This is a genomic window from Mammaliicoccus stepanovicii (genome assembly GCF_002902525.1).
In the GTDB taxonomy this organism is placed as follows: Bacteria; Bacillota; Bacilli; order Staphylococcales; family Staphylococcaceae; genus Mammaliicoccus; species Mammaliicoccus stepanovicii.
On the sequence record NZ_PPQZ01000106.1, the window covers coordinates 19,049 to 43,606 of the forward strand.

The following is a 24,558-nucleotide window of genomic DNA, read 5'->3' on the forward strand; positions in this document are numbered from 1 at the left end:
ATCATAAGATTTTAAGAATGGGAGTCAGTTTTGTTTATTAAAAGTTCAGAATTTAATTGTGGTCAAGTACTATTGATAATTGCTATAATAGTAATATTAAAGAGAATTACTCTCACGAGGTGGTGTCCCTATGAATAAAGAATATCCTTATAGTGCAGATGATGTATTGTATAAAGCTAAAAGTTACTTATCAGAAGAGGCTTATAATCTAGTTGTAAAGAGTTATAATTTAGCCTTTAAAGCACATCAGGGTCAAATTAGAAAAAATAATTTACCTTATATCATGCATCCAATACAGGTTGCAGGTATCTTAACTGAAATGAAATTGGATGGTCCTACTATAGTAGCAGGTTTTTTACATGATGTTATTGAGGATACACCTTATACATATGATGATCTTGTTGAAATGTTTAATGAAGAAGTAGCCATTATCGTTGACGGTGTTACTAAATTAAAAAAAGTTAAATATAAATCTAAAGAAACACAACAAGCAGAAAATCATCGTAAATTATTTATCGCAATAGCTAAAGATGTCCGAGTGATACTTGTTAAATTAGCAGATAGGCTACACAATATTAGAACTTTAAAGGCAATGCCAAAAGAAAAACAAAAGCGAATTGCTAAAGAAACGCTTGAAATCTATGCACCATTAGCACATAGATTAGGTATTAATACAATTAAATGGGAATTAGAAGACATTTCATTAAGATATATTGATAGTGTTCAATATTTTAGAATAGTTAATCTAATGAAGAAAAAAAGAAGTGAGCGAGAAACGTATATTTCGAATGCCATTAGAGATATTGAGAATGAAATGGTTGAAATGGGGATAACAGGTGACATTAGTGGTCGACCTAAACACATTTATAGTATTTATCGAAAAATGGTCAAACAAAAGAAACAATTCGAGCAAATATTCGATTTATTAGCTATTCGTGTTATCGTGCCATCAATTAAAGATTGTTATGCTGTTCTTGGACTCGTGCATACGCTTTGGAAACCAATGCCAGGAAGATTTAAAGATTATATTGCGATGCCTAAACAGAACATGTATCAATCATTACATACAACCGTAGTAGGCCCAAATGGAGACCCTCTAGAAATTCAAATTAGAACATTTGAAATGCATGAAATTGCAGAGCATGGTGTTGCAGCTCACTGGGCATACAAAGAAGGTAAAAATTTAAGCACTAAATCTGAAGAATACTTACAAAAAATGAGTTGGCTACAAGAAATAGCAGAAACTGACAATACTTCTCCAGATGCTGAAGAGTTTATGGAATCATTAAAGTATGACTTACAAAGTGATAAAGTTTATGTGTTCACGCCAGAAAGTGATGTTGTAGAACTTCCTTATGGGGCAGTTCCAATTGATTTTGCATATGCAGTGCACAGTGAAGTAGGTAACAAAATGATTGGTGCGAAAGTTAATGGCAAAATAGTACCAATTGATTTTAAATTAACGACAGGTGATATCGTTGAAATTCGAACGAGTAAACATTCTTATGGGCCAAGTCGTGACTGGTTAAAAATTGTTCGCTCCTCAAGTGCTAAAAGTAAAATCAGAAGTTTCTTTAAAAAACAGGATCGCTCTGCAAATATTGAAAAAGGCAAATTTATGATAGAAGCTGAAATACGGGAGCAAGGATTTAATGTTGATGATGTCCTTACTCATGATAATGTTAAAGCAGTTAACGATAAATATAATTTTTCAAGTGAAGAAGATTTATTTGCTGCAGTAGGATTTGGTGGTATTACATCATTACAAGCAGTTAATCGTCTGTCTGAAAAAATTCGATTAGAGCGTAAGAAACAAACATTAAATCAAGTTCAAGAAGTTAATAAGTCTATTCCTATTAAGAAAGATATAAGCACAGAAACAGGTGTTTATGTTGAAGGTTTAGATAATATGCTGATTAAATTATCAAAATGCTGTAACCCAATACCAGGTGATGATATTATTGGATACATCACTAAAGGACATGGTGTCAAAGTTCATAGAAAAGACTGTCCTAATATAGTGAATGAAACCGATAGATTAATTGATGTCGAATGGGTTAAGAATACAAACGAACAGAAAAAATACCAAGTGGATTTAGAAATCACTGGATATGATCGAAACGGCTTATTAAACGAAGTATTACAAGTAGTAAATGCTATTAAAGTACAATTAGTGAAAGTCTCTGGTAAAGCAGATATTGATAAGAATGCAGTAATTAATATCAGTGTTATGGTCAAAAATGTTAACGATGTATACAAAATAGTAGATAGAATTAAACAACTAGGAGATATTTATACAGTTAGTCGTGTATGGAATTAAGAGGTGATTTTTTGAAAGTAGTTTTGCAAAAAGTAAGTCAAGCAAAAGTAACAACAGAAAATATAGAAAATGAAATTGAGCAAGGATTTTTGTTGTTAGTAGGTGTCGGACAAACTTCAAATTATAAAGATGCAGAAGCTATCGCTCGAAAAATTGCAAAAACAAGAATTTTTGAAGATAGTGACGGTAAGATGAACTTAGATATACATCAAGTAAATGGTGAAATATTATCAATTTCACAATTTACAATTTATGCATCTGTAAAAAAGGGTAATAGACCTGGTTTTACAGATGCTATGTCACCAGATGAGGCAAACAAAATATACCAATACTTTAATGAACAATTAAAATCACATGGAGTTAATGTGAAAACAGGTGAATTTGGTGCCCATATGGATGTTTCATTAATTAATGATGGACCAATTACTATTATTTTTGAAAGTAAGGATGGTATCATTCAATGAACCGAATCAACTTGTGGTTTAAAAAGTATAAACTAAAGCCAATCCCTGTAATTAGTGTAGCAGTTATAGTCATCATATTATTGATTGTCTTAATTAAAATGCTAATACCAAACGATGTAGAACCTAAATCATTATCCATGATTGAAGATGGGGAACTGAGAACTGGACCAGCAGCATATTATCCTATCATCTTTGAGGTTAAAGATGGTGACAAATTCGAAATTACCGATAGAAAAGGTAAATGGTTTGAAGTCACTAACGATGATAACGAAAAAGGTTGGATAGCAGGTTGGCATACGAATCTAGATATTAAAGAAGATGTAAATCCCGTGGCAAAACCTTTAAAAGGAAAAACAATCATACTAGATCCAGGACACGGTGGTGGTGACCAAGGCGCTTCAAGTTCAAAACATAAAAATGTCACTGAAAAAGAAATAACGCTTAAGACTGCACAAGAATTAGAAGAAATGTTAAAATCTGAAGGTGCAAAAGTCAAAATGACCCGTACTAAAGATGAGTATGTTAAATTGAAAGACCGTCAAGGAGATGGTGATGTATTCATAAGTATTCATAATGACGCACTTGATTCTTCAGGTCCACATGGCGTGACCGTTTACTATCATCATGATACGCAACAAGACTTTGCCAAAACTTTGCACACTTCTATTAACCAAAAATCAATTTTATCTGATAGAGGCGTAAGAAATGAGAATTTCCAAGTGATTAGACAAACTAAAATGCCAGCAGTTTTATTAGAATTGGGTTATATTAGTAATCCAACAGATGAAGATTTGATTGCTGATAGAAAATATAGACATATTGTAGAAACAGGGATTGTAGATGGTTTGAAAGTATACTTTTCAAATTAAAGATTGACTCATAAACGTATTGGGTTTAATATAAGTATAAATTACGAATGAATTATATACCGTTTATTCTTGAATAGAATACTAAATTAGCTGAAACAGAGAATATGACATATGCTGAAAGTTATATAGAGGCTAAGTATTTTAAGAACACAAGAAGAGGGAATCTTATGAAAGTAAGATCGGTTTACACCCGTTATCATGTTGATGAGTGAGTATTCTATATTTAGAATGCTAATTAGGGTGGCAACACGGAAATTTCGTCCCTTGTATGTGAGAACATACAAGGGACTTTTTATATTTTAAAGGAGGAAATTAAATGATAAATATACCACGTGGTACACAAGACATATTACCTAAAGACACATATAAATGGCAATTTATAGAGAATAAATTACATGAGTTAATGAAACTATATAATTATAAAGAAATTAGAACGCCAATTTTTGAAAGCACTGAATTATTTAGTAGAGGTGTTGGTGATTCTACTGATGTCGTACAAAAAGAAATGTATACATTTAAAGATAAAGGCGATCGTAGTATTACATTGAGACCTGAAGGAACTGCTGGTGTTGTCAGAAGTTTCATAGAAAACAAAATGCAAGGTGATCCAAATCAACCAGTTAAATTATATTATAACGGGCCAATGTTTAGATATGAACGAAAACAAAAAGGGCGCTATCGTCAATTTGTACAATTTGGTGTCGAAGCAATCGGTTCTGAAAACCCTGCAATTGATGTAGAAATTATTTCTATGCTCGTACACATCTATAAATCTTTTGGTTTAAAAGATTTAAAACTAGTTATTAATAGTATTGGTGATGCAGAGTCAAGAGCTGAATATACAAAAGCACTTCAAACGCATTTTGAACCGGTTATAGATACTTTCTGTAATGATTGCCAAAACAGATTGTATACAAATCCTATGCGTATATTGGACTGTAAAGTAGATCGTGATAAAGAAGCAGTTAAAAATGCTCCGAAAATTACAGACTATTTAAATGACTATTCTAAGCAATACTTTGAAGAAGTCAAAACGTTACTTGATGAATTAGGTATTGAATATGAAATTGATACTAATTTAGTTAGAGGTTTAGATTATTACACACACACTGCATTCGAAGTAATGAGTAACGCAGAAGGATTTGGTGCAATTACTACTTTATGTGGTGGTGGACGATACAATGGTTTATTAGAACTATTAGATGGACCTAAAGAAACAGGGATTGGATTTGCATTAAGTATTGAGAGATTATTATTAGCATTAGAAGCAGAAGGAATTGAAATTGAACAAGAAGAGTCTATTGATTTATTCATTGCGACAATGGGAGATCAAGCAGAAAAGTATTCAATTTCATTAATTAATAAATTAAGACATTCAGGAATTAGTTGCGATAAAGACTATTTAGGACGTAAATTAAAAGGTCAAATGAAACAAGCAGATCGACTTAATGCAGTTCATACAATCGTGTTAGGTGACGATGAATTACAAAAAGAACAAGTTGAAGTGAAAAATATGAAAACCGGTGAGAATACAACGGTTTCATTTAAAGAATTAGAGCAATATTTAAAGGAGAAATCATAATGAATAAAAGAACAACTTATTGTGGAACAGTAGATGAATCATTTATCGGACAAACTGTTATATTAAATGGATGGGTACAAAAAAGACGTGACCTTGGAGGATTAATATTTATTGATTTGAGAGACCGTGAAGGTATTGTACAAATCGTATTCAATCCTGATTTCTCAGAAGAAGCATTACAAGTAGCTGAAAAGGTAAGATCTGAATATGTTATACAAGTTAAGGGTCTAGTTTCTAAACGAGATGAACAAGCAATTAATGACAAAATAAATACCGGAAAAATTGAAGTTCAAGTTTCTGAAATTCAAATTTTGAATGAATCTGAAACACCACCATTTTCTATAACAGATAATACTGAAATTGATGAAAATGTTCGATTGAAATATCGCTATATTGATTTAAGAAGAGAAAGTTTGGCGCAAACTTTTAAAATGAGACACCAAATTACACGTTCAGTTAGAAATTATTTAGATGAAGGTGAATTTTACGAAGTTGAAACGCCAGTTCTTACGAAGTCAACGCCAGAAGGTGCTAGAGATTATTTAGTACCATCACGTGTACATGATGGAGAATTTTATGCATTACCTCAGTCTCCTCAAATATTTAAACAATTATTAATGATAGGTGGATTTGATAAATATTATCAAATTGTTAAATGTTTTAGAGACGAAGACTTAAGAGCAGATAGACAACCTGAATTTACACAAATTGATATTGAAATGAGTTTCGTTGATCAAGAAGATGTAATGAAGATGAATGAAGGTCTTATGAAACGTATTATGAAAGATGTTAAAGGCATTGACATTACAACACCATTTCCACGTATGACATATGCAGAAGCTATGGATAGATATGGTATAGATAAGCCTGATACTAGATTTGGTATGGAATTAATTAATTTATCTGACTTAGCATCAAAAATGGAATTTAAAGTATTCAAATCAGCAGTTGAAAATGGTGGAGAAGTAAAAGCAATTGTTGTTGAAGATGGTGCAAATGATTACTCAAGAAAAGACATTGATCAACTACAAGCATTTACGAGTATATATGGCGCTAAAGGTTTGGCATGGGTTAAAGTAACTGAAGAAGGTTTGAACGGTCCTATTAGTAAATTCTTTGATGAAACTTATACAGAAGAATTATTAAGCAAAACAAATGCATCTTCAGGAGATTTAATATTATTTGTCGCTGACAAAAAAGACATCGTAGCAGCAAGTCTAGCGCAACTTAGAAATAAATTAGGTAAAGAGCGTGGTTTAATTGATCCTAACCAATATAATTTCTTATGGGTTACAGATTGGCCACTATTTGAATATGATGAAGAAGCAGATAGATATGTTGCTGCGCATCATCCGTTTACTGCACCTAAAAAAGAACATATAGAAATGTTAGAAACTGACCCAACAAATGTAGAAGCTAACGCATATGATATCGTATTAAATGGTTTTGAACTTGGAGGAGGTTCAATCAGAATCCATAAAGCTGACTTACAAGAAAAAATGTTCAAAGCATTAGGATTTACAGAAGAACAAGCTCAAGAGCAATTCGGTTTCTTAATTGAAGCATTTAAATACGGAGCGCCACCACATGGTGGTATTGCGCTTGGATTAGATAGATTAGTTATGCTTCTATCAGGAAGAACGAATTTAAGAGATACGATTGCATTTCCTAAGACAGCTAGTGCATCATGTCTATTAACAGATGCTCCAAGTGAAGTATCGACTAGTCAACTACATGAGTTACATTTGAAATTAGATTTAGAAGAAAAATAAGCAAAGCCAAAATACTTGTTATTTGAATGTTTTGTGATAAAATATATTTATAAGGTAGTCATCTGAAGTGTTCGAAATAAGCTTTATATATTTTGACCTAACACTTTTTGATCAGGGAGCCAGATAGGTTTTCTTAATAGCGCATACGCCTCGCAAGGAGGACATGCAAAATAAGAAACAGGGCACCCACCTGTATTTAGCAGGCCAAAATGATCTAGCACTTTTTATTACGGCACAATCGGATTCTATCGGTACGCAAGACTTTATGTCTTGCGTATTTTTGTGTAAAGGAGTAAATAAAATTATGAAGCATCAATTTTCTAGAAATGAATTAGCAATTGGTAAAGAAGGATTGGATCTACTTAAAAGTAAAACGGTCGTTGTTTTAGGTGTTGGAGGAGTTGGCTCCTTTGCTGCTGAAGCATTAGCTAGAACGAATATTGGACATATTATATTAATAGATAAAGATGATGTTGATATTACGAATGTTAATCGCCAACTACATGCGTTGACCACTACTATTGGACAATCGAAAGTAGATTTAATGGAAGAAAGAATTAAACTAATTAATCCTGACTGTAAAGTAACGCCATTACATATGTTCTATACTGAAGATACATATGAAGCATTATTCAACGAATATAAGATAGACTATATCGTTGATGCTAGCGATACTATCATGTATAAAGTACATCTTATGAAAGAATGTTTAGAAAGAAATATAGATGTGATCTCAAGTATGGGCGCTGCAAATAAGACAGACCCAACTAAATTTGAGATAGCAGATATATCGAAGACGCATACTGATCCTATGGCGAAAATTATTCGACTTAAATTAAGAAAAATGGGCATCAAAAAAGGTATAAATGTTGTCTTTAGTGATGAAAGCCCAATTGTGGTAAGAGAAGATGTAAAAGATAAGATTGGCGACAAAAACGCTAAAGTTAGAAAAGCGCAATTGCCTCCTTCATCTAATGCATTTGTTCCAAGTGTAGTAGGGCTAATATGTGCAAGTTATGTTGTTAATCAAATTTTGAAAGATATTCCAATGAAGAGAATTAAAGATAAATAATATGAACTCACATTACAATGTGTATCAAATAAAGCCACGTTATATTCAAGTTGTTATGAATATAACGTGGCTTTATTTTTATTTTTTTAAATTCTGATATACTTCTGCAAATTTTTGTTCTGCTTTGGATGTCGTTTTCGGTTGATAATACTTCTTGTTTTTTAAAGTATCAGGTAAATATTGTTGTTCAACATAACCATTTTCATAATTATGTGGATACTTGTAGCCAATTGCATTACCTAATTCTTTTGCACCTTGATAATGACCATCTTTAAGATGTTTAGGTACAAGTCCAGCTTTACCGTTTCTTATATCTGAAAGAGCAGCATCTATTGAGGTTACAGTAGAATTGGATTTTGGTGATAAACATAATTCTATAACTGCTTGGCTAAGTGGAATTCTTGCCTCGGGAAATCCTAAACGTTCACTCGCTTCAATGGCAGATAATGTTCTACTTGCAGCACCAGGTGATGCGAGACCAATATCTTCGAAACTTATAACTAATAATCTTCTTGTTATTGCAGGTAAATCGCCACCTTCAATCAGTCTAGCCAAATAATGTAGCGCTGCATCAACATCACTACCACGAATTGATTTTTGGAATGCACTCATCACATCATAATGTTGATCGCCATCTTTATCGTATTGAAAAGCACTTTTTTGCATACAGACTTCTGCATCTTCAATCGTAACATGTCTAACACCATGTGTTTCTTCAGCACTTAGTACCGCGAGCTCTAACGCATTCAATGCACTTCTGACATCTCCGTAACTGGAATCTGCAAAGTATTCAATTGCTTCTTGATCAACTTTAGGAGCATACGATAACAAGCCATTCTCTTCGTCATTTAAAGCTCTATTTAGCGCTTCCATAATATTTTCTTTATCTAATGGATATAATTCGAATATTTGCGCTCTACTTCTAATGGCAGGATTAATTGCATGGTATGGATTTGAAGTTGTGGCTCCGATTAATACAATTTTGCCTGATTCTAGATGAGGCAATAAGAAATCTTGTTTAGCTTTATCCAATCTGTGTATTTCATCAAGCAATAAAATAACTTGTCCTGACATTTTAGCTTCTTCAACTACAAGTTGCATATCTTTTTTTGTATTAGTAACTGCGTTTAGTTGTCTGAACTTGTATTGTGTACTTCCTGCTATCGCTTGGGCGATACTTGTTTTTCCTATGCCAGGTGGCCCATAAAAAATCATTGATGTTAGCCGTTTTGTATTGACCATTCTTCTAATGATTGCTTTTGGTCCTACAAGATGATCTTGACTAATAACGTCATCAATCGTTTTTGGACGCATTCTATATGCTAATGGTTCATTTTTCATTTATATCAACCTTTCTAATTACTCAAATCGCCTAAAAAATGATAGAATAAGGTAATAATATTTTTTAGAAAATAAGAGGTGTAGTACATGAAAATTTCCACAAAGGGACGATATGGCTTAACACTTATGATATCCTTGACTAAGCGTTATGGTCAAGGATGTACATCCTTAAAGTCAATCGCAGAAGAAAATAATTTAAGTGATTTATATTTAGAACAATTGGTAGGTCCACTTCGTAATGCTGGTCTCATAAAAAGTGTGAGAGGTGCTAAAGGTGGATATCAATTACAAAAATCACCTTCAGAAATTACAGCTGGAGATGTGATTAGACTATTAGAAGGTCCAATTACGCCAGTTGAAGGGATAGAAGATGAACCACCAGCTCAACAACAATTATGGATTAGAATTCGAGATGCAGTTAAAGAAGTGTTAGATAATACGACTTTAGAATACTTAGCAAATTACACGAATCAAGAAGAATTAGAAGGATATATGTTCTATATTTAATTAGATTTGTTTTCAGCTTTATTTTTTATTTAACAAATAATATAATATAATGCCTAACTGTTGTGTTTTAATACCTAACTGTTTTAAAAATTTTATAATGTGACAGACAGGCACGAATCATATCAAAGTATTGTAAAAACACCCCTTTTTTACAAAGTACATTTAATATTAATGTATATTATAGAAAAGGGGAGATTTAATGAAAAAGTTTAAAAGTTACATATTTGGTTTGATTGCAATTTTATTAGTAGGTCTTGTAGCATCGCCACTAGAAGTTAATGCAAAAACGGATGATGTATCATCTAAAGTCATTCTTCCTAAAAATGACAGAGTTCAGATTACAGATACTACATCAGGGCATTATCAATCAATAGCATTTGCTGATATTGATGAATCTTCAATTGCATCTGGAGTAGTTATTGGAGAAAATACAGTACTTACGAATAAACACGTTGTAAACGCAACAAATGGTAATCCATCTGTTTTAAAATTTTCACCTGGAGCTAATGGTAGCGATAACTATCCAGCCGGTACATTTACTGCAACAGATTTTAAAACAGCGCCCGGTGGTGAGGACTTAGCATTAGTTCATGTAGGAAAAAATAGTGATGGTCAATCTATTGGTGAAGCAGTACAACCTGCAACAATTGCGGATACATCTTCAGGACAAGAAGGTGATGATATTACTGTAACGGGGTATCCTGGTGATAAACCATATGCAACATTGTGGGAAAGTAAAGGTAATGTCTTATCTGCAAGTGGAAACGATATAACTTACGATTTAAGTACATATGGTGGAAACTCAGGATCACCTATATTTAATTCAAATAAAGAATTAATCGGCCTACATTTTGGCGGTGTTCCAGACAGTCACAATAGCGGTGTTCTATTTAATAGTAGTGTACAAGACTTTATTAATAATAATTTACAATAAATTTGAAATATCCTAGGCGCGATTTACAATACGCCTAGGATATTTTTATTTATTCACTATATAAATCATCTACAATATTTTTGAATAACTTATATGATTTATATTGTTTCTCTCTATCATAAATATAACTAACTGCCATAATTTCGTCGACATTATATTTTTCTTGGAATTTAATTAATTGGTTTTTAACAGTTTCTTTGTTTCCGATAAAAGAAGTGTTTGTTTTTGATTGCGCCATATATTTTTCTTGTTCTGACCAAATATTGTCTAATTGATCAGTTGGTGGCTGAAGTGGCAGACGCGCATTTCTAACAATACTTAAAAACATTAAATGCATTGTTGATGATAAATAAGTGGCTTCTTCATCTGTATCACCAATGATGACATTTAAACATACTTTCATATATGGCTTATCAAGATATTCGGAAGGTTCAAATAGGTCTCGATATATTTCAATTGCTTGTGCCATTTGGTCAGGTGCAAAATGTGCTGCAAATACATAAGGAAGACCTAATCTGGCTGCTAAATGAGCTGAATCAGTTGATGATCCGAGTATATAAATTGGTATGTTAGTGTCTACACCAGGGTATGGTCTAACGTGAGACTGTTTTTCTTCTGGACCAAAGTATTGTAACAGTTGTTTAACATCATCTCCGAATGTGTAAACGCCTTTATGTGAATCTCTTCTCAACGCAGAAGCAGTCATCATATCCGTACCAGGTGCTCTACCTAAACCTAAATTCAATCTATTAGGGAACATTGTTTCCATCGTACCAAATTGTTCTGCTACGACAAGAGGTGCATGGTTAGGTAACATAATGCCTCCAGAACCAACTTGGATTGTATTTGTATGTTCTAAAGTGTGTTGGATAAGTAAAGCAGTTGCTGAACTGACCAAGTTTGGCGCATTATGATGTTCAGCTATCCAATATTTTTCGTAACCATATTCTTCAACAGTCTGTGCTAATTTAATCATGTTTTGAATTGCATCTTGTGCAGTTTCTCCCTTTCGAAGTGGGACTAAATCTAATACAGAAACTGGAAATTTAGATTTCATTTATAGACTCTCCTTAATAATTGTATACACGAAGTATATCAACACAAAGATTAATGCTCTATATAATTGCTCAACAAAAGTTGACGACACTGATATATAAGGTTATAATTTATAGAAATTTAACGAGAGGTGGCATCAATATTAGACATGGAAATCCAATAATTTTTACGACCGAAGAATATAACGTAAAAATTCCATTGTGTTACACAATGATGTATGGATAGTTCTGTCTAAATATTGAAGCCACCATTACATATATAGTGTGATGGTGCCCATCTGTGTAATTCATGGATAAAGGAGGCAACATTATGCTATTTTTATTTGAAGAAAAACCTATAGAAGTAGACGACAAAGTTTTAATATCGTCACTTACTTTTACAATTGAACAAAATGAACATGTAGCTATCGTAGGTTCCAATGGGGTAGGTAAATCAACATTATTAAATAATATTCATATAAATGAAGATATTGATACAGCATTAATGGAGCAGGACTTAAGTTCTTATTCGAATTATGATGTTTTATCATATGTTATGTTGAGTTATCCTGATTTATCGTCACTTAGAAATGATCTAAGTGATGAATTTTCGTTAAATCGCTACATTGAACTTGATGGCTTTACATTTGAAAATCATATAATCACTGAAGGGAAAAAACTCGGACTTACAGAATCTCACTTTAATCAGAAAATCTCAACTTTAAGTGGTGGTGAACAAACGAAAGTCGCTTTTTTAAAATTAAAAATGACACAAGCATCGTTATTACTAATCGACGAGCCTACAAATCATATGGACAGTGAAATGAAAGCTTGGTTAATAAATGCATTTAAACACGAAAAAAGAGCGATTTTATATGTATCTCATGACAAGGCGTTTTTAAATAATACACCAGATTCAATTATAAAATTAACAAAAGATGGTGGGAAAAAATATTATGGTAAATATGATGAATTTAAACGACAAATAGATATTGAGGAACAAACACAAGCAACGCTCTTTGAAAAGCATGAAAGAGAAAAAAAGGCAATTGAAGAGACGATTAAAAAATATAAAGAATGGTATCATAGTGCCGCTCAAAAAGCTTCTGTAAGAGATCCAAAGGCACAAAAAAAGTTAAGTAAATTAGCAAGAAAATTCAAATCTAAAGAAAAACAACTAAATAAAGAATTGATAGATCATAATAATTTGAATCCAGATAAAGAAGAACAATCATATTCTATACAACACCATTCATTTCGGTCTCGCTACTTGGTGAATTTTAAAGATGTCACACTTTCATTTGGTGATAACATTATTTTGGATAATATTAATTTATATATAGAGCGTAATCAAAACGTCATAATTGAAGGTGCAAATGGTTCGGGCAAATCATCAATTATTAAATTAATCTTAAACACTTTAGTACCGACAACTGGTGAAATTTATGTACATCCTGAACTTAAAATAGGCTATTTTTCACAAGATTTTAATAATCTCAATATGAATCGATCGGTTCTTGAAGAAATTAGCACTATTCCTGAAATGAATGAAACAGATGCAAGAACAATTCTAGCCAGTTTTGGTTTTGATAAATCTATGATAACTGCAACAGTTAATAGTCTTTCAATGGGTGAAAAGTGTAGATTACAATTTGTGAAATTATATTTTTCAAATCCACATTTATTAATTTTAGATGAACCGACGAATTATTTTGATCTAGAAATGCAAGAAAAAATAATTAAACTGATTAAATCGTTCCAAGGTTCAATTTTGATTGTATCTCATGATCAAGACTTTAAAGCTTTAATTAAAGGTCAAGTGTGGACAATCCGTGATAAAACACTCATCCATGAAAATATGATTGTTAATCAATCGATAAATGTAGATGAAATAAAACACGAATTGGAAAATTTAGAGCAATATACAGATAAAAGAAATCGAGAAACAGAGTTCTAGTCAATTTATTAAAATGGTGCTAGAATAGGTACATTGAAAACTAAGAAGGGACGTTCAAGATGAAAGTATATGCAGATTACGCAGCCACGACACCTGTCAAACCAATTGTAACTGAACGAATAACGGAAATATTGACGAATCATTACGGTAATCCGTCATCTATTCATAGTATCGGTAGAGATGGTCGTAAATATTTAGATCAGTCACGTAGAGAAATAGCTACTATATTAGGTGCGAATGTTAACGAAGTTATATTTACGAGTGGTGCTACAGAGGCCAATAATACAGCAATTAAAAGTGTTGCTAGAATGAACAAGAGCAAAGGTAAGCATATTATTACAAGTCGTATAGAACATCATTCTGTTCTAAACGTATTTGAGGAACTTGAACATGAAGGATTTAATGTTACTTACTTAAATGTAAATCATGAAGGAATCATTGATTTAGAAGAATTGAAACATGCGCTAACGAATGAAACAACTTTAGTTTCAATAATGCTTGTAAATAATGAAGTTGGCACTGTACAACCTTTATTTGAAATAGCTGAATTACTTGAAGATAAAGATGTTATGTTTCATGTTGATGCAGTGCAAGCTATTGGTCACATGAAGATTGAATTTAAAGAATTACCTGTAGATATGCTAAGTATCACTGCTCATAAATTTGGTGGCCCAAAAGGGATAGGTGCATTGCTCGTTAAACAAGGTACGCAATTTATGCCTTATATACATGGTGGAGAACAAGAATTAAAACGTAGAGCTGGAACTGAGAATGTTCCTTATATTTGTGGAATGGCTACTGCACTTAAAGATACGTATGAGCATATGGATCAAAATAATATTCATTTGATGAAATTAAAGGAACAATTCTTAGTTGGACTAGAAGAAAACGCCATACCATTTGAATTAAATGGAAGCATGGTCAATACAACTGGCCATATTACGAATCTATATTTTCCATTCATAGAAGTAGAAACAATGTTAACTTTATTAGATATGTCTGACATTTACGTTTCAAGCGGTTCAGCATGTACTGCAGGCTCAACATTACCTTCTCACGTATTGGAAGCGATGTTTGGTAAAGATAATAGAATAAAACAATCAATAAGATTTAGCTTTAACGCTGTGACAACAGAAGAAGAAGTTCAATATATGATTGCGACAATTACGAAAATATATCAACAATTCAAGGAGGAAGAAAATGAATAATCAATCAACCCGCGTTGTCGTTGGCATGAGTGGGGGAGTAGATAGTTCTGTTACAGCTCATATATTAAAAGAGCAAGGCTATGATGTAATAGGAATATTTATGAAAAACTGGGACGATACAGACGAATTTGGCGTATGTACGGCAACTGAAGATTATAATGATGTTATTGAAGTTTGTAATCAACTTGACATACCATATTATGCTGTTAATTTTGAAAAAGAATACTGGGATAAAGTATTCACTTATTTCTTAGACGAATATAAAAAAGGACGTACACCAAATCCAGATGTTATGTGTAATAAAGAAATAAAATTCAAAGCATTTTTGAATCATGCATTGAAGTTAGGTGCTGATTACGTAGCAACCGGACATTACGCAAGAGTTAAACGTGACGGTAATTCGGTAGAAATGTTAAGAGGTGTAGATAATAATAAGGATCAAACTTATTTCTTAAATCAACTTACAAAAGACCAATTATCAAAAGTCATGTTTCCAATAGGTGAATTAGAAAAAAGCGAAGTAAGAAAAATTGCAGAAGAACAAAATTTAGCTACAGCTAAAAAGAAAGATTCTACTGGGATTTGCTTTATTGGTGAGAAAAACTTTAAGACATTCTTATCACAGTATTTACCTGCTCAAAATGGTAAAATGCAAACATTAGATGGTGTAGACATGGGTGAACATTCTGGACTTATGTACTATACGATTGGACAAAGACATGGTTTAGGAATTGGTGGAGACGGTGATCCATGGTTTGTAGTTGGTAAAAATTTAAAAGATAACATATTATATGTTGAACAAGGATTTCATCATGAGGCACTATATAGCGATTATTTAATTGCTTCAGATATATCATTTGTAAATGAAATTGATTTTGACCAACCTATATCTTGTACTGCAAAATTTAGATATAGACAAAAAGATACTAAAGTAAAAGTAGAAAAAATTTCAAATAATCAAATTAAAGTTATATTTGATGAACCAGTTAGAGCAATAACACCTGGCCAAGCGGTTGTATTATATGATGGTGAAGTTTGTTTAGGTGGGGCTACAATTGACGAAGTATACAAAACTGAAAAACAATTAGATTACATGGTATAAATTAATTGAGAGCCTAGGACGTGTATGTATAGTCCTAGGCTCTCTATGATTTTTACATATGTTCTGTAATGTTATTTTTTGCTATAATTATATGAGATGAAATATAAAGGAGTTACGTTATGCATAATGAGAAAAAAATCCTAGAATTAATCGAAAGTAAAAAATTCGATCAAGCTTTAAGTTTATTATTTGAAAATATCGAAGAAGACCCAAATGAGGTTACGAATTATATAAATGCTGGAACAATTTTATCTGAAGCAAATGAAACAGAACGTGCAGAAAAGTTTTTCCAAAAAGCAATCACAGTTAACGAAGATCATGGTGGTGCTTATTATTCTTTAGCAAATTTATATTACAATGAGCAAAGATTTGAAGAAGCGGTTAAACTTTATCAAATAGCAATTCAAAAAGGCTTAAATGATGCAGATACTAACTTTATGCTAGGTATGTGTTTCAATGAATTAGGCGCGCATACTGAGGCTTTACCATTTGTTATGAGAGCAAGTGAATTGAATCCGGAAGATGTAGAAATAGGTTTTCAATATGGTTTAACGCTTTGCCAATTAGAAATGTTCGAAGAAGCTATTAAACAACTTGAAATTGTATTAACACATGATTCACAACATGTTGATGCACTTTATAATTTAGGTTTAGCTAAATATATGCTCAACGAAGATCCAAAGGAAGCATTGAATTATTTTGAAAAAGCTGTAGAAATTCAACCAGATCATTTGTTGAGTGGTCATGCAATAAAGATGTTCGAACAATTAATTGAGGAGGGCTAACATTGGAAAATTTATCTTTATTTGATCTCTCACATGTCAAAGGTGAAGTGATTAGAATCTTATTTCAAAATAGCGATAATTATTATACCGTTGTAAAAGTAGATGTGTCGGATTCAAATGAAGATTTTGACCAAGAAGTCTCAATTGTTGGCTATCTTCCACAAATAGTTGAAGGAGAAACTTATCTATTTAAAGGTAAAGTTATCGAACATTCCAAATACGGAAAACAGCTACAAGCACAAACATTTGAAAAAGAATTACCGCAGACGAAGCAAGGCGTCATACATTATCTATCGAGTGACTTATTTAAAGGTATAGGTAAAAAAACAGCTGAAACAATCGTGAACAAACTTGGAGAAGATGCGCTAAATAAAATAATAGAAGATCCTGATGTGTTAAGAGAAATACCTAAACTTAACAAACAAAAGCGTGATACAATCGCCGAATCTATAAGAGAAAATCAAGCCATAGAGAGAATCATGATTAAGTTAAATGATTTGGGTTTTGGACCTAAGTTAGCGATGTCCATTTATCAAGTATATAAGGAAGAAACGATAAATGTTATTCAAGAGACGCCATATCGTTTAGTTATGGATGTGAATGGAATTGGTTTTCAAAAAGCAGATCAGATTGCTGAACAAGTGGGTATAATGAAAGACCATAAAGCGAGAATAGTTGCAGGTATCAGTTATTATTTAGATCAACAATCTCTGCAAAATGGTCATACTTATTTACCTATTGATATTTTATGTAATGGTGCATATGACTTATTAAATCATAATCAGCCTGAAGTGGTAACGAAAGACCAAATCAATGAATCTATCATAGAAATGAACGAAGAGAAACGTATTATTATCGAAGACAACAATTGTTTCCTTCCTTCATTATATTATTCAGAAGCGAAGAGTGTTCAAATCATTCATAGACTTTATCAACATCAAGATGAATTAAAGACGATTGAAAAAAGCGATTTACAACTTCATATTGGTCAAATAGAAGATATGAATGAAGTATCGTATGCAGAAGGTCAAAAGGCAGCACTAGAAACAGCTATAAATAATAAGATGATGCTTTTAACAGGTGGACCAGGTACAGGTAAGACAACGGTTATTAGAGGAATATGTGAATTGTATTCAGAAATTCATGGTGTCAGCTTAGATTATGATGACTATCAAGAAGGTACTGATTTTCCTGTTGTATTGGCTGCGCCTACTGGTCGAGCCGCAAAACGTTTAAGTGAATCTACAGGACTTGAGGCAATGACAATCCACCGATTAATTGGTTGGAGTAAAGATACACAACCGGATGACGTACTAGACAATGATATTCATGCACACTTAATTATATTGGATGAAATGTCGATGGTTGATACATGGCTCATGTACCAATTTTTAAGAGCAGTTCCTGATTATGCGCAAATTATTTTTGTTGGTGATGAAGATCAGCTACCTTCTGTTGGTCCTGGACAAATTTTCAAGGATTTAATAGACTCAAAAGTTATACCGAGAGTAAATTTAACTGAAGTATATAGACAACAAGAAGGTTCATCAATCATAGATTTAGCGCACAAAATAAAGAATGGCATGCCAGTTTCGATAAATGAAAAGCATCATGATCGTTCTTTCATAAGTTGTACGACGAATCAAATTGGTACAGTTGTCGAAAAAGTTGTTCAAGGCGCAGTAAATAAAGGTTACAATATGCAAGACATACAAGTTTTGGCACCCATATATAGAGGTCAAGCAGGTATAAATAATTTAAACTTGATTTTGCAAGATATTTTAAACCCTAAAGATGAAGAAACAAGATATTTAGCTTATGGAGATATTGAATATAGAGAGAAAGATAAAGTGCTGCAACTCATAAATAGACCTGATGACAATGTATTTAATGGAGATATTGGTATCGTAACGGGTGTATACAAAGCAGAAGAGAATGCACTTGGTAAAGATGTTGTCATCGTTGATTATGAAGGTAATGAAATAACATATACGAAACAAGATTTATCAGAAATCACTCATGCTTATTGTTGTTCTATTCATAAATCTCAAGGTTCTGAGTTTCCAATCGTTATTATGCCGATTGTAAAACAATATTTTAGAATGCTCCAAAAGAATATCCTGTATACAGGATTAACAAGAGCTAAACAATCTCTAGTCGTTTGTGGTGAAGAACAAGCTTTTAATCAAGGGATTACAACATTAGGCCACGGAAGAATGACTTCATTTGATACTAAATTAAAAATGTATTTTAATTATGAGGATAATGATGGAGATGCAAAGGATGAGGCTCATATCACTAAAAACATTATCTTAACAGAAGATAATATGTTTGAAGTAGATCCAATGATTAATATGCAAAATAAAACACCTTATGACTTTATGAATTAATTGACATCTAAAAATTGAGTGATTATAATCAAGTAGAATAGAAATTAAGAAGATGAGTAAATAAAATAATGATTAAAGAGACATGTTGGTTGGTGAAAAACATGACATTATGTATTGAACGCTACTTCTTAACTTTAATTAAATAAACTTAAAGTGATGACTATTGTCATAACTAGGGTGGTACCGCGATACGTTCGTCCCTTTTTTGGGGCGGGCGTATTTTATTTTATTTTATTTAAGGAGTGACTTTTATGAAAAAGTTAAAAGCTAGTGAAATTAGACAGATGTATATTGATTTCTTCGTTGAAAAAGGGCATATGGTTGAACCTTCAGCACCATTAGTACCAATAGATGATGACACATTATTATGGATTAATTCAGGTGTTGCAACATTAAAGAAATATTTTGATGGGAGAGAAGTTCCTAACAATCCTAAAATTGTAAATGCACAAAAAGCGATTAGAACAAATGATATTGAAAATGTTGGTTTTACTGCTCGTCACCATACATTCTTTGAAATGTTAGGTAACTTCTCAATAGGAGATTACTTTAAACGTGAAGCTATTGAATATGCTTGGGAATTTTTAACGAGTGATCGATGGATGGGTATGGAACCAGAAAAATTATATGTCACTGTTCATCCTGAAGATACAGAAGCATATGAATTATGGAGAGACGTAATTGGACTTGAAGAAAGTAGAATTATTCGTATCGAAGGAAACTTCTGGGATATTGGTGAAGGACCTTCAGGACCAAATACAGAATTATTCTACGATAGAGGAGAATCATATGGTCAAGATGATCCAGCAGAAGAAATGTATCCGGGTGGAGAAAACGAACGTTATTTAGAAGTGTGGAATTTAGTATTCAGTGAGTTTAACCACAATGCTGATCATACGTATACACCATTGCCAAATCAAAATATAGATACTGGCTTAGGTCTTGAACGTATGACATCTATTTCACAAGATGTGCCAACAAATTACGATACTGATTTGTTTATTCCAATCATCGAACAAGTAGAATTAGTGAGTGGTTTAAAATATTTAGATTCGAAAGAGCAAGATACTGCATTTAAAGTTATTGCAGACCATATAAGAACGATAAGTTTTGCAATTGGAGATGGCGCTTTACCTGCAAATGAAGGTAGAGGTTATGTCCTAAGAAGATTATTACGTAGAGCAGTACGATTTAGCCAATCGTTAAATATTAACGAACCATTTTTATATAAATTAGTAGATGTTGTCGCTGATATTATGGAGCCTTACTATCCAGAAGTAAAAGAGCAAAGTGATTTCATTAAGAAAGTCGTTAAATCAGAAGAAGAGAGATTCCATGAAACACTTGAAGAAGGTTTGACAATTCTAAATACAATGATGACAACTGCAAAACAAAATAACAATATACTATCAGGATCAGATGCATTTAAATTATATGATACTTATGGATTCCCAATAGAGTTAACAGAAGAAATTACAGCACAAGAAGGTATTGCAATCGACACAGACGGTTTCGAAACAGAAATGCAACAACAACGAAATCGAGCTAGAATGGCACGTCAAAAAACACAATCTATGCAAGTACAAAATGAAGTACTAGGTAAACTGACAACGCCAAGTAAATTTATTGGGTATGACAATACTGAAACACAAACAGAAATAACAGATATTATTTTGAATGGTGAAATATCAGAAGAAGCTGAAAGTGGAGACTTAATACAGTTTATATTAAGAGAAACACCGTTTTATGCTGTATCCGGTGGACAAGTAGCGGACCAAGGTGTTATTAAACATGATCAGTTTGAAATTGAAGTTACTGAAGTAATAAAAGCACCAAACGGTCAAAACTTACACACAGGTACTGTTACTTTTGGTCATGTTCATATAGGTGAAACAGTAGATGCATGTGTGAATAGAAATAATCGTAAATCTATTATCAAAAATCATTCTGCTACACATTTATTACATGCAGCGCTTAAAGAAGTATTAGGCAGTCATGTGAATCAAGCAGGATCGTTAGTAGAACCAGATCGACTTAGATTTGATTTCTCTCATTTTGGTCAAGTAACTGCTGAAGAAATAGAACGAGTAGAAAGAATAGTTAATGAGAAGATTTGGGATAATATTTCAGTAAATATTGAAGAAATGCCAATAGAAGCAGCTAAACAAAAAGGCGCAATGGCATTATTTGGTGAAAAATATGGAGATGTTGTTAGAGTAGTAGATATGTCACCATTCTCGATTGAATTATGTGGTGGAATCCATGTTAACAATACGGGCGAAATTGGCTTGTTCAAAATCGAATCCGAATCAGGTACTGGTGCAGGTGTACGTAGAATTGAAGCAGTAACAGGTAAGAAAGCATATGAAACATTAAAAGAAACTGAAACAGTTCTTAAAGACGTTATGCAACAAGTCAAAGTTAAAGAACAAGACAAAACAATAGAAAAAATTGAGCAAATACAACAACAAAACAAAGCATTAGAAAAAGAGCTACAACAAAAAAATAAAACAATTACTGAACTGAAATCAGGTAATATTGAAGATAGCATAGAAGAAATAAACGGTGTTAAAGTATTGTCAATACTTGTAGAAGCGGAAAATCCAAAAGTGCTTAGAACAATTATGGATGACTACAAATCTAGATTACAAGATACTGTATTATTTTTAGCAAGTATTAATGGTGAAAAAGTGTCACTCGTATCTTCTGTTCCAAAAGAACTCACAGATAAAGTTAAAGCCGGAGACTTAATTAAAGAAGCAGCACAAATAACAAATGGTAAAGGTGGAGGTCGTCCGGATATGGCCCAAGGTGGCGGAACGGATCCTTCTAAAGTAACAGAAGCGTTACAATTTGTTAAAGACTATATTAAAACGCTGTAATTACAACTAAGAATAGAATATGATATAATTAATACTAAGTTAATGGAGTTAGGGAGTGTAAATAAAGATGAATAATTTTGATAAAACGATGAAATTTAATTATGATGATTTTCCTAATGAAGATGTCAAGACCGTACTTCAAAATGTTTACCGCACTTTAGAAGAAAGAGGCTATAATCCTGTAAACCAAATTGTAGGTTATTTGCTTTCTGGAGATCCAGCATATATACCTAGACATAACGAAGCAAGAAACCAAATAAGACGCTTGGATAGAGATGATATTATGGAAGAATTGGTATCCCACTATTTACAGCAAGAAAAAGATTTCAATGCTAACAAATAGAATAATAGGTTTAGACGTTGGAAGTAAAACGATTGGTGTAGCAGTTAGTGATGCAATGGGTTGGACAGCTCAAGGAATAGACACACTCCGTATTAACGAAGAACAAGAAGAATTTGGACTAGAAGCATTAATTAAAATTATAGATGAATATAATGTCGATACTGTCATTATTGGATTACCTAAGAACATGAATAATTCTATTGGACCAAGAGGAGATGCATCCATTCATTTTAAAGATGTATTGGCACACGAGCGTCCAGATTTGAAATTAATTATGTGGGATGAGAGACTAAGTACTGTAGGAGCAGAACGCTCTTTATTAGAGGCAGATGTTTCTCGCAAAAAAAGAAAAAAAGTAATAGATAAAATGGCTGCTGTATTTATATTGCAAGGCTATTTAGATTCTATAAAACAATAATGAGGAGAATGAATAATGACTGAACATAACAACGAAGGACATTTAGAAATTAACAATGAAGAAGAACTATTAACGCTAATTGATGAAAACAATAATGAGGTTTTATACCGTAAAGTATTAGAATTCTATCATCCTGGCTTTAAAAAAGAATACATTATATTAGCAGAAGAAGGCGCAGATGAAGATGAGGAAATTGAATTAATTCCTATGATCAACGAAGCTAATGATGATGGAGAAGGCGGAAAATTACTTCCAGTCGAAACAGATGAAGAGTGGGATATGATTGAAGAAATCGTAAACACTGAAATTGATGACATTTAATTCATATATGTAATAGTACACTTTACCCCTAATGTGATATAATCATTAGGGGTATTTAATTTACATAAGGAGTTAGAAATGGGAAACAATAGTATTTATAAAGATGCAAGGCTGTTATCTAAGTATATTAGTTTAACGATCGTAGTCATCCTCTTGTTATTATTTTTATTACTATTTGTTATCGGTATTATAGTTATAGGGATTAACAATAGACCCGTAAATCAAGACAGTAATGAACAAATCATTGTTCAGGTTGAACCTGGTTCCAACACTGAAACAATTAGTGAGGAATTATCAAAGAAAAACATTATCCGAAATGCTACAATTTTTAAATATTATTTAAAATTGAATAATATTTCTAGTTTTCAAGCAGGTGAATATAAATTTTCACCATCAATGTCACCTAAAGACATTGCAATAAGTTTAGAATCAGGAAAAGTGTACTTAAAAACAGCATTACAAATTGAAATAAAAGCAGAATCTTCAATTGAATTGATTGCAGGAACAATTGAAGAAGAAACATCCATTACTAGAGAAGAATTCTTGAAAAAAATGAAAGATAGAAGTTATATTAAACAAATTCAAAAAAAATATCCTAAAATGATTACAGATGAAGTGATGCAACAAGGTATTAGATATCCATTAGAAGGTTATTTAGCTGCTGGTAAATATCAATTTTCAAAAAAAGATGTTTCAATTGATGAAATTGTTGAAACAATGTTGAAAGAAACATATGACACTACTTATAATATTTATAAAAATAATGGTGCTTTCAAACTTACTAGAAATTACCAAGAAGAAGAAATTTCATTTCATGAATTTTTGTCATTATCTTCACTAGTAGAGTCTGAAATGATGAATGTGACCGACAAATCAAGATATGTTTCATTGATTATTAATAGAATTGAGAATAATCCACAAAGTGCTTTAAACTCTGATAAATCAGTCAAATATGCACTTAATAAGGAACCAAATGAGAATCTCTCTGAGCATGATTACAAAGATGATTCTAAATACAATACTTATGTGCATAAAGGGTTACCGATTGGGCCAATTTGTAATATTTCAGAAGAAACGGCTAGAATCACAATCAATCCACCTGATACAGACTATTATTATTATACGCATAGTAAAAGTGGTAAAATCATATTTGCTGACACTTTAAAAGAACAAGAAAAAAATAGAGAAAATTAATCATTCAAAACAAGAGCGTTCAATCTTAATCAGTAGGACGTTCTTGTTTTGAATTTTCACTTA

20 protein-coding genes, 1 other RNA gene and 1 other annotated feature are annotated in these 24,558 nt (G+C 32.3%); of the genes, 19 read left to right on the top strand and 2 right to left on the bottom strand.

The window, feature by feature from the left end; translation table 11 throughout:
* Positions 1 to 130 precede the first annotated feature (130 nt).
* The 7 genes from CD111_RS11085 to CD111_RS11115 all read left to right on the top strand — a co-directional run bounded on the left by CD111_RS11085 (position 131) and on the right by CD111_RS11115 (position 8,079).
* Positions 131 to 2,320, top strand: a complete 2,190-nt coding sequence (locus CD111_RS11085) for a RelA/SpoT family protein (protein ID WP_095087622.1) — start codon at positions 131 to 133, stop codon at positions 2,318 to 2,320.
* 11 nt (positions 2,321 to 2,331) lie between these two features.
* Positions 2,332 to 2,784: a D-aminoacyl-tRNA deacylase gene (gene dtd / locus CD111_RS11090; protein WP_142380961.1), complete on the top strand. Its 453-nt coding sequence runs from the start codon at positions 2,332 to 2,334 to the stop codon at positions 2,782 to 2,784.
* On the top strand, positions 2,781 to 3,653 hold the full coding sequence (locus tag CD111_RS11095) for an N-acetylmuramoyl-L-alanine amidase family protein (protein WP_095087628.1): 873 nt from the start codon (positions 2,781 to 2,783) through the stop codon (positions 3,651 to 3,653). Before dtd ends, CD111_RS11095 begins: the two co-directional genes overlap by 4 nt.
* A gap of 316 nt (positions 3,654 to 3,969) precedes the next feature.
* Positions 3,970 to 5,235: a histidine--tRNA ligase gene (gene hisS / locus CD111_RS11100; protein ID WP_095087631.1), complete on the top strand. Its 1,266-nt coding sequence runs from the start codon at positions 3,970 to 3,972 to the stop codon at positions 5,233 to 5,235.
* Positions 5,235 to 7,007: an aspartate--tRNA ligase gene (gene aspS / locus CD111_RS11105; protein ID WP_095087634.1), complete on the top strand. Its 1,773-nt coding sequence runs from the start codon at positions 5,235 to 5,237 to the stop codon at positions 7,005 to 7,007. Before hisS ends, aspS begins: the two co-directional genes overlap by 1 nt.
* 56 nt (positions 7,008 to 7,063) lie before the next feature.
* Positions 7,064 to 7,256: non-coding RNA, 6S RNA (gene ssrS, locus CD111_RS11110), on the top strand.
* 55 nt (positions 7,257 to 7,311) lie between these two features.
* The gene (locus tag CD111_RS11115) at positions 7,312 to 8,079 is read left to right on the top strand and encodes a tRNA threonylcarbamoyladenosine dehydratase (RefSeq protein WP_095087637.1); all 768 of its coding nucleotides are present in this window, start codon (positions 7,312 to 7,314) and stop codon (positions 8,077 to 8,079) included.
* Between the two features lie 78 nt (positions 8,080 to 8,157).
* Here the strand turns inward: CD111_RS11115 and CD111_RS11120 are convergent, their stop codons facing one another.
* Positions 8,158 to 9,420, bottom strand: a complete 1,263-nt coding sequence (locus CD111_RS11120) for a replication-associated recombination protein A (RefSeq protein ID WP_095087639.1) — start codon at positions 9,418 to 9,420, stop codon at positions 8,158 to 8,160.
* An 87-nt stretch (positions 9,421 to 9,507) separates the two neighbouring features.
* On the opposite strand from CD111_RS11120, the gene cymR reads away from it, so the two are divergent.
* Together cymR and CD111_RS11130 are read left to right on the top strand one after the other, a co-directional pair.
* Complete coding sequence (gene cymR, locus CD111_RS11125) at positions 9,508 to 9,927, top strand: cysteine metabolism transcriptional regulator CymR (protein WP_095087641.1); 420 nt, start codon at positions 9,508 to 9,510, stop codon at positions 9,925 to 9,927.
* A gap of 199 nt (positions 9,928 to 10,126) precedes the next feature.
* The gene (locus CD111_RS11130) at positions 10,127 to 10,861 is read left to right on the top strand and encodes a trypsin-like serine peptidase (protein ID WP_095087643.1); all 735 of its coding nucleotides are present in this window, start codon (positions 10,127 to 10,129) and stop codon (positions 10,859 to 10,861) included.
* A gap of 49 nt (positions 10,862 to 10,910) precedes the next feature.
* On the opposite strand, the gene CD111_RS11135 is transcribed toward CD111_RS11130, so the two are convergent.
* Entirely contained in the window at positions 10,911 to 11,918 is a 1,008-nt protein-coding gene (locus CD111_RS11135) for an LLM class flavin-dependent oxidoreductase (protein WP_095087645.1), read from the bottom strand.
* A 308-nt stretch (positions 11,919 to 12,226) separates the two neighbouring features.
* Here CD111_RS11135 and sal point away from each other — a divergent pair, with 308 nt between their 5' ends.
* From sal to mltG, 10 genes are all read left to right on the top strand, one after another.
* Positions 12,227 to 13,852: a Sal family ABC-F type ribosomal protection protein gene (gene sal, locus CD111_RS11140; RefSeq protein ID WP_095087646.1), complete on the top strand. Its 1,626-nt coding sequence runs from the start codon at positions 12,227 to 12,229 to the stop codon at positions 13,850 to 13,852.
* 59 nt (positions 13,853 to 13,911) lie between these two features.
* On the top strand, positions 13,912 to 15,060 hold the full coding sequence (locus tag CD111_RS11145; RefSeq protein ID WP_095087648.1) for a cysteine desulfurase family protein: 1,149 nt from the start codon (positions 13,912 to 13,914) through the stop codon (positions 15,058 to 15,060).
* On the top strand, positions 15,053 to 16,162 hold the full coding sequence (gene mnmA / locus CD111_RS11150) for a tRNA 2-thiouridine(34) synthase MnmA (protein WP_095087649.1): 1,110 nt from the start codon (positions 15,053 to 15,055) through the stop codon (positions 16,160 to 16,162). Before CD111_RS11145 ends, mnmA begins: the two co-directional genes overlap by 8 nt.
* Positions 16,163 to 16,281: 119 nt before the next feature.
* Positions 16,282 to 16,947, top strand: coding sequence for a tetratricopeptide repeat protein (locus CD111_RS11155; RefSeq protein ID WP_095087650.1), 666 nt, complete (start codon positions 16,282 to 16,284; stop codon positions 16,945 to 16,947).
* A gap of 2 nt (positions 16,948 to 16,949) precedes the next feature.
* Entirely contained in the window at positions 16,950 to 19,337 is a 2,388-nt protein-coding gene (gene recD2, locus CD111_RS11160; RefSeq protein ID WP_095087652.1) for an SF1B family DNA helicase RecD2, read from the top strand.
* Between the two features lie 34 nt (positions 19,338 to 19,371).
* Positions 19,372 to 19,542: a binding site (T-box leader), on the top strand.
* Positions 19,543 to 19,588: 46 nt separating this feature from the next.
* Positions 19,589 to 22,219, top strand: a complete 2,631-nt coding sequence (gene alaS / locus CD111_RS11165) for an alanine--tRNA ligase (RefSeq protein ID WP_095087654.1) — start codon at positions 19,589 to 19,591, stop codon at positions 22,217 to 22,219.
* A 67-nt stretch (positions 22,220 to 22,286) separates the two neighbouring features.
* Positions 22,287 to 22,562 (top strand): IreB family regulatory phosphoprotein, encoded by a 276-nt coding sequence (locus CD111_RS11170; RefSeq protein ID WP_095087655.1) that lies wholly within the window; start codon positions 22,287 to 22,289, stop codon positions 22,560 to 22,562.
* Positions 22,549 to 22,980: a Holliday junction resolvase RuvX gene (gene ruvX, locus CD111_RS11175; RefSeq protein ID WP_095087657.1), complete on the top strand. Its 432-nt coding sequence runs from the start codon at positions 22,549 to 22,551 to the stop codon at positions 22,978 to 22,980. Before CD111_RS11170 ends, ruvX begins: the two co-directional genes overlap by 14 nt.
* A gap of 15 nt (positions 22,981 to 22,995) precedes the next feature.
* The gene (locus tag CD111_RS11180) at positions 22,996 to 23,301 is read left to right on the top strand and encodes a DUF1292 domain-containing protein (RefSeq protein WP_095087658.1); all 306 of its coding nucleotides are present in this window, start codon (positions 22,996 to 22,998) and stop codon (positions 23,299 to 23,301) included.
* 78 nt (positions 23,302 to 23,379) lie between these two features.
* Positions 23,380 to 24,495 carry an endolytic transglycosylase MltG gene (mltG, locus tag CD111_RS11185; protein WP_095087660.1) on the top strand — a complete coding sequence of 372 codons (1,116 nt, stop codon included), beginning with the start codon at positions 23,380 to 23,382 and terminating at the stop codon, positions 24,493 to 24,495.
* Positions 24,496 to 24,558 lie beyond the last annotated feature (63 nt).

Coding starts and splice junctions, on each gene's coding strand:
- CD111_RS11085 (WP_095087622.1), top strand. CDS start 131: ATGAATAAAGAATATCCTTATAGTGCAGATGATGTATTGTATAAAGCT.
- CD111_RS11095 (WP_095087628.1), top strand. CDS start 2,781: ATGAACCGAATCAACTTGTGGTTTAAAAAGTATAAACTAAAGCCAATC.
- hisS (WP_095087631.1), top strand. CDS start 3,970: ATGATAAATATACCACGTGGTACACAAGACATATTACCTAAAGACACA.
- aspS (WP_095087634.1), top strand. CDS start 5,235: ATGAATAAAAGAACAACTTATTGTGGAACAGTAGATGAATCATTTATC.
- CD111_RS11115 (WP_095087637.1), top strand. CDS start 7,312: ATGAAGCATCAATTTTCTAGAAATGAATTAGCAATTGGTAAAGAAGGA.
- CD111_RS11120 (WP_095087639.1), bottom strand. CDS start 9,420: ATGAAAAATGAACCATTAGCATATAGAATGCGTCCAAAAACGATTGAT.
- cymR (WP_095087641.1), top strand. CDS start 9,508: ATGAAAATTTCCACAAAGGGACGATATGGCTTAACACTTATGATATCC.
- CD111_RS11130 (WP_095087643.1), top strand. CDS start 10,127: ATGAAAAAGTTTAAAAGTTACATATTTGGTTTGATTGCAATTTTATTA.
- CD111_RS11135 (WP_095087645.1), bottom strand. CDS start 11,918: ATGAAATCTAAATTTCCAGTTTCTGTATTAGATTTAGTCCCACTTCGA.
- sal (WP_095087646.1), top strand. CDS start 12,227: ATGCTATTTTTATTTGAAGAAAAACCTATAGAAGTAGACGACAAAGTT.
- CD111_RS11145 (WP_095087648.1), top strand. CDS start 13,912: ATGAAAGTATATGCAGATTACGCAGCCACGACACCTGTCAAACCAATT.
- mnmA (WP_095087649.1), top strand. CDS start 15,053: ATGAATAATCAATCAACCCGCGTTGTCGTTGGCATGAGTGGGGGAGTA.
- CD111_RS11155 (WP_095087650.1), top strand. CDS start 16,282: ATGCATAATGAGAAAAAAATCCTAGAATTAATCGAAAGTAAAAAATTC.
- alaS (WP_095087654.1), top strand. CDS start 19,589: ATGAAAAAGTTAAAAGCTAGTGAAATTAGACAGATGTATATTGATTTC.
- CD111_RS11170 (WP_095087655.1), top strand. CDS start 22,287: ATGAATAATTTTGATAAAACGATGAAATTTAATTATGATGATTTTCCT.
- ruvX (WP_095087657.1), top strand. CDS start 22,549: ATGCTAACAAATAGAATAATAGGTTTAGACGTTGGAAGTAAAACGATT.
- CD111_RS11180 (WP_095087658.1), top strand. CDS start 22,996: ATGACTGAACATAACAACGAAGGACATTTAGAAATTAACAATGAAGAA.
- mltG (WP_095087660.1), top strand. CDS start 23,380: ATGGGAAACAATAGTATTTATAAAGATGCAAGGCTGTTATCTAAGTAT.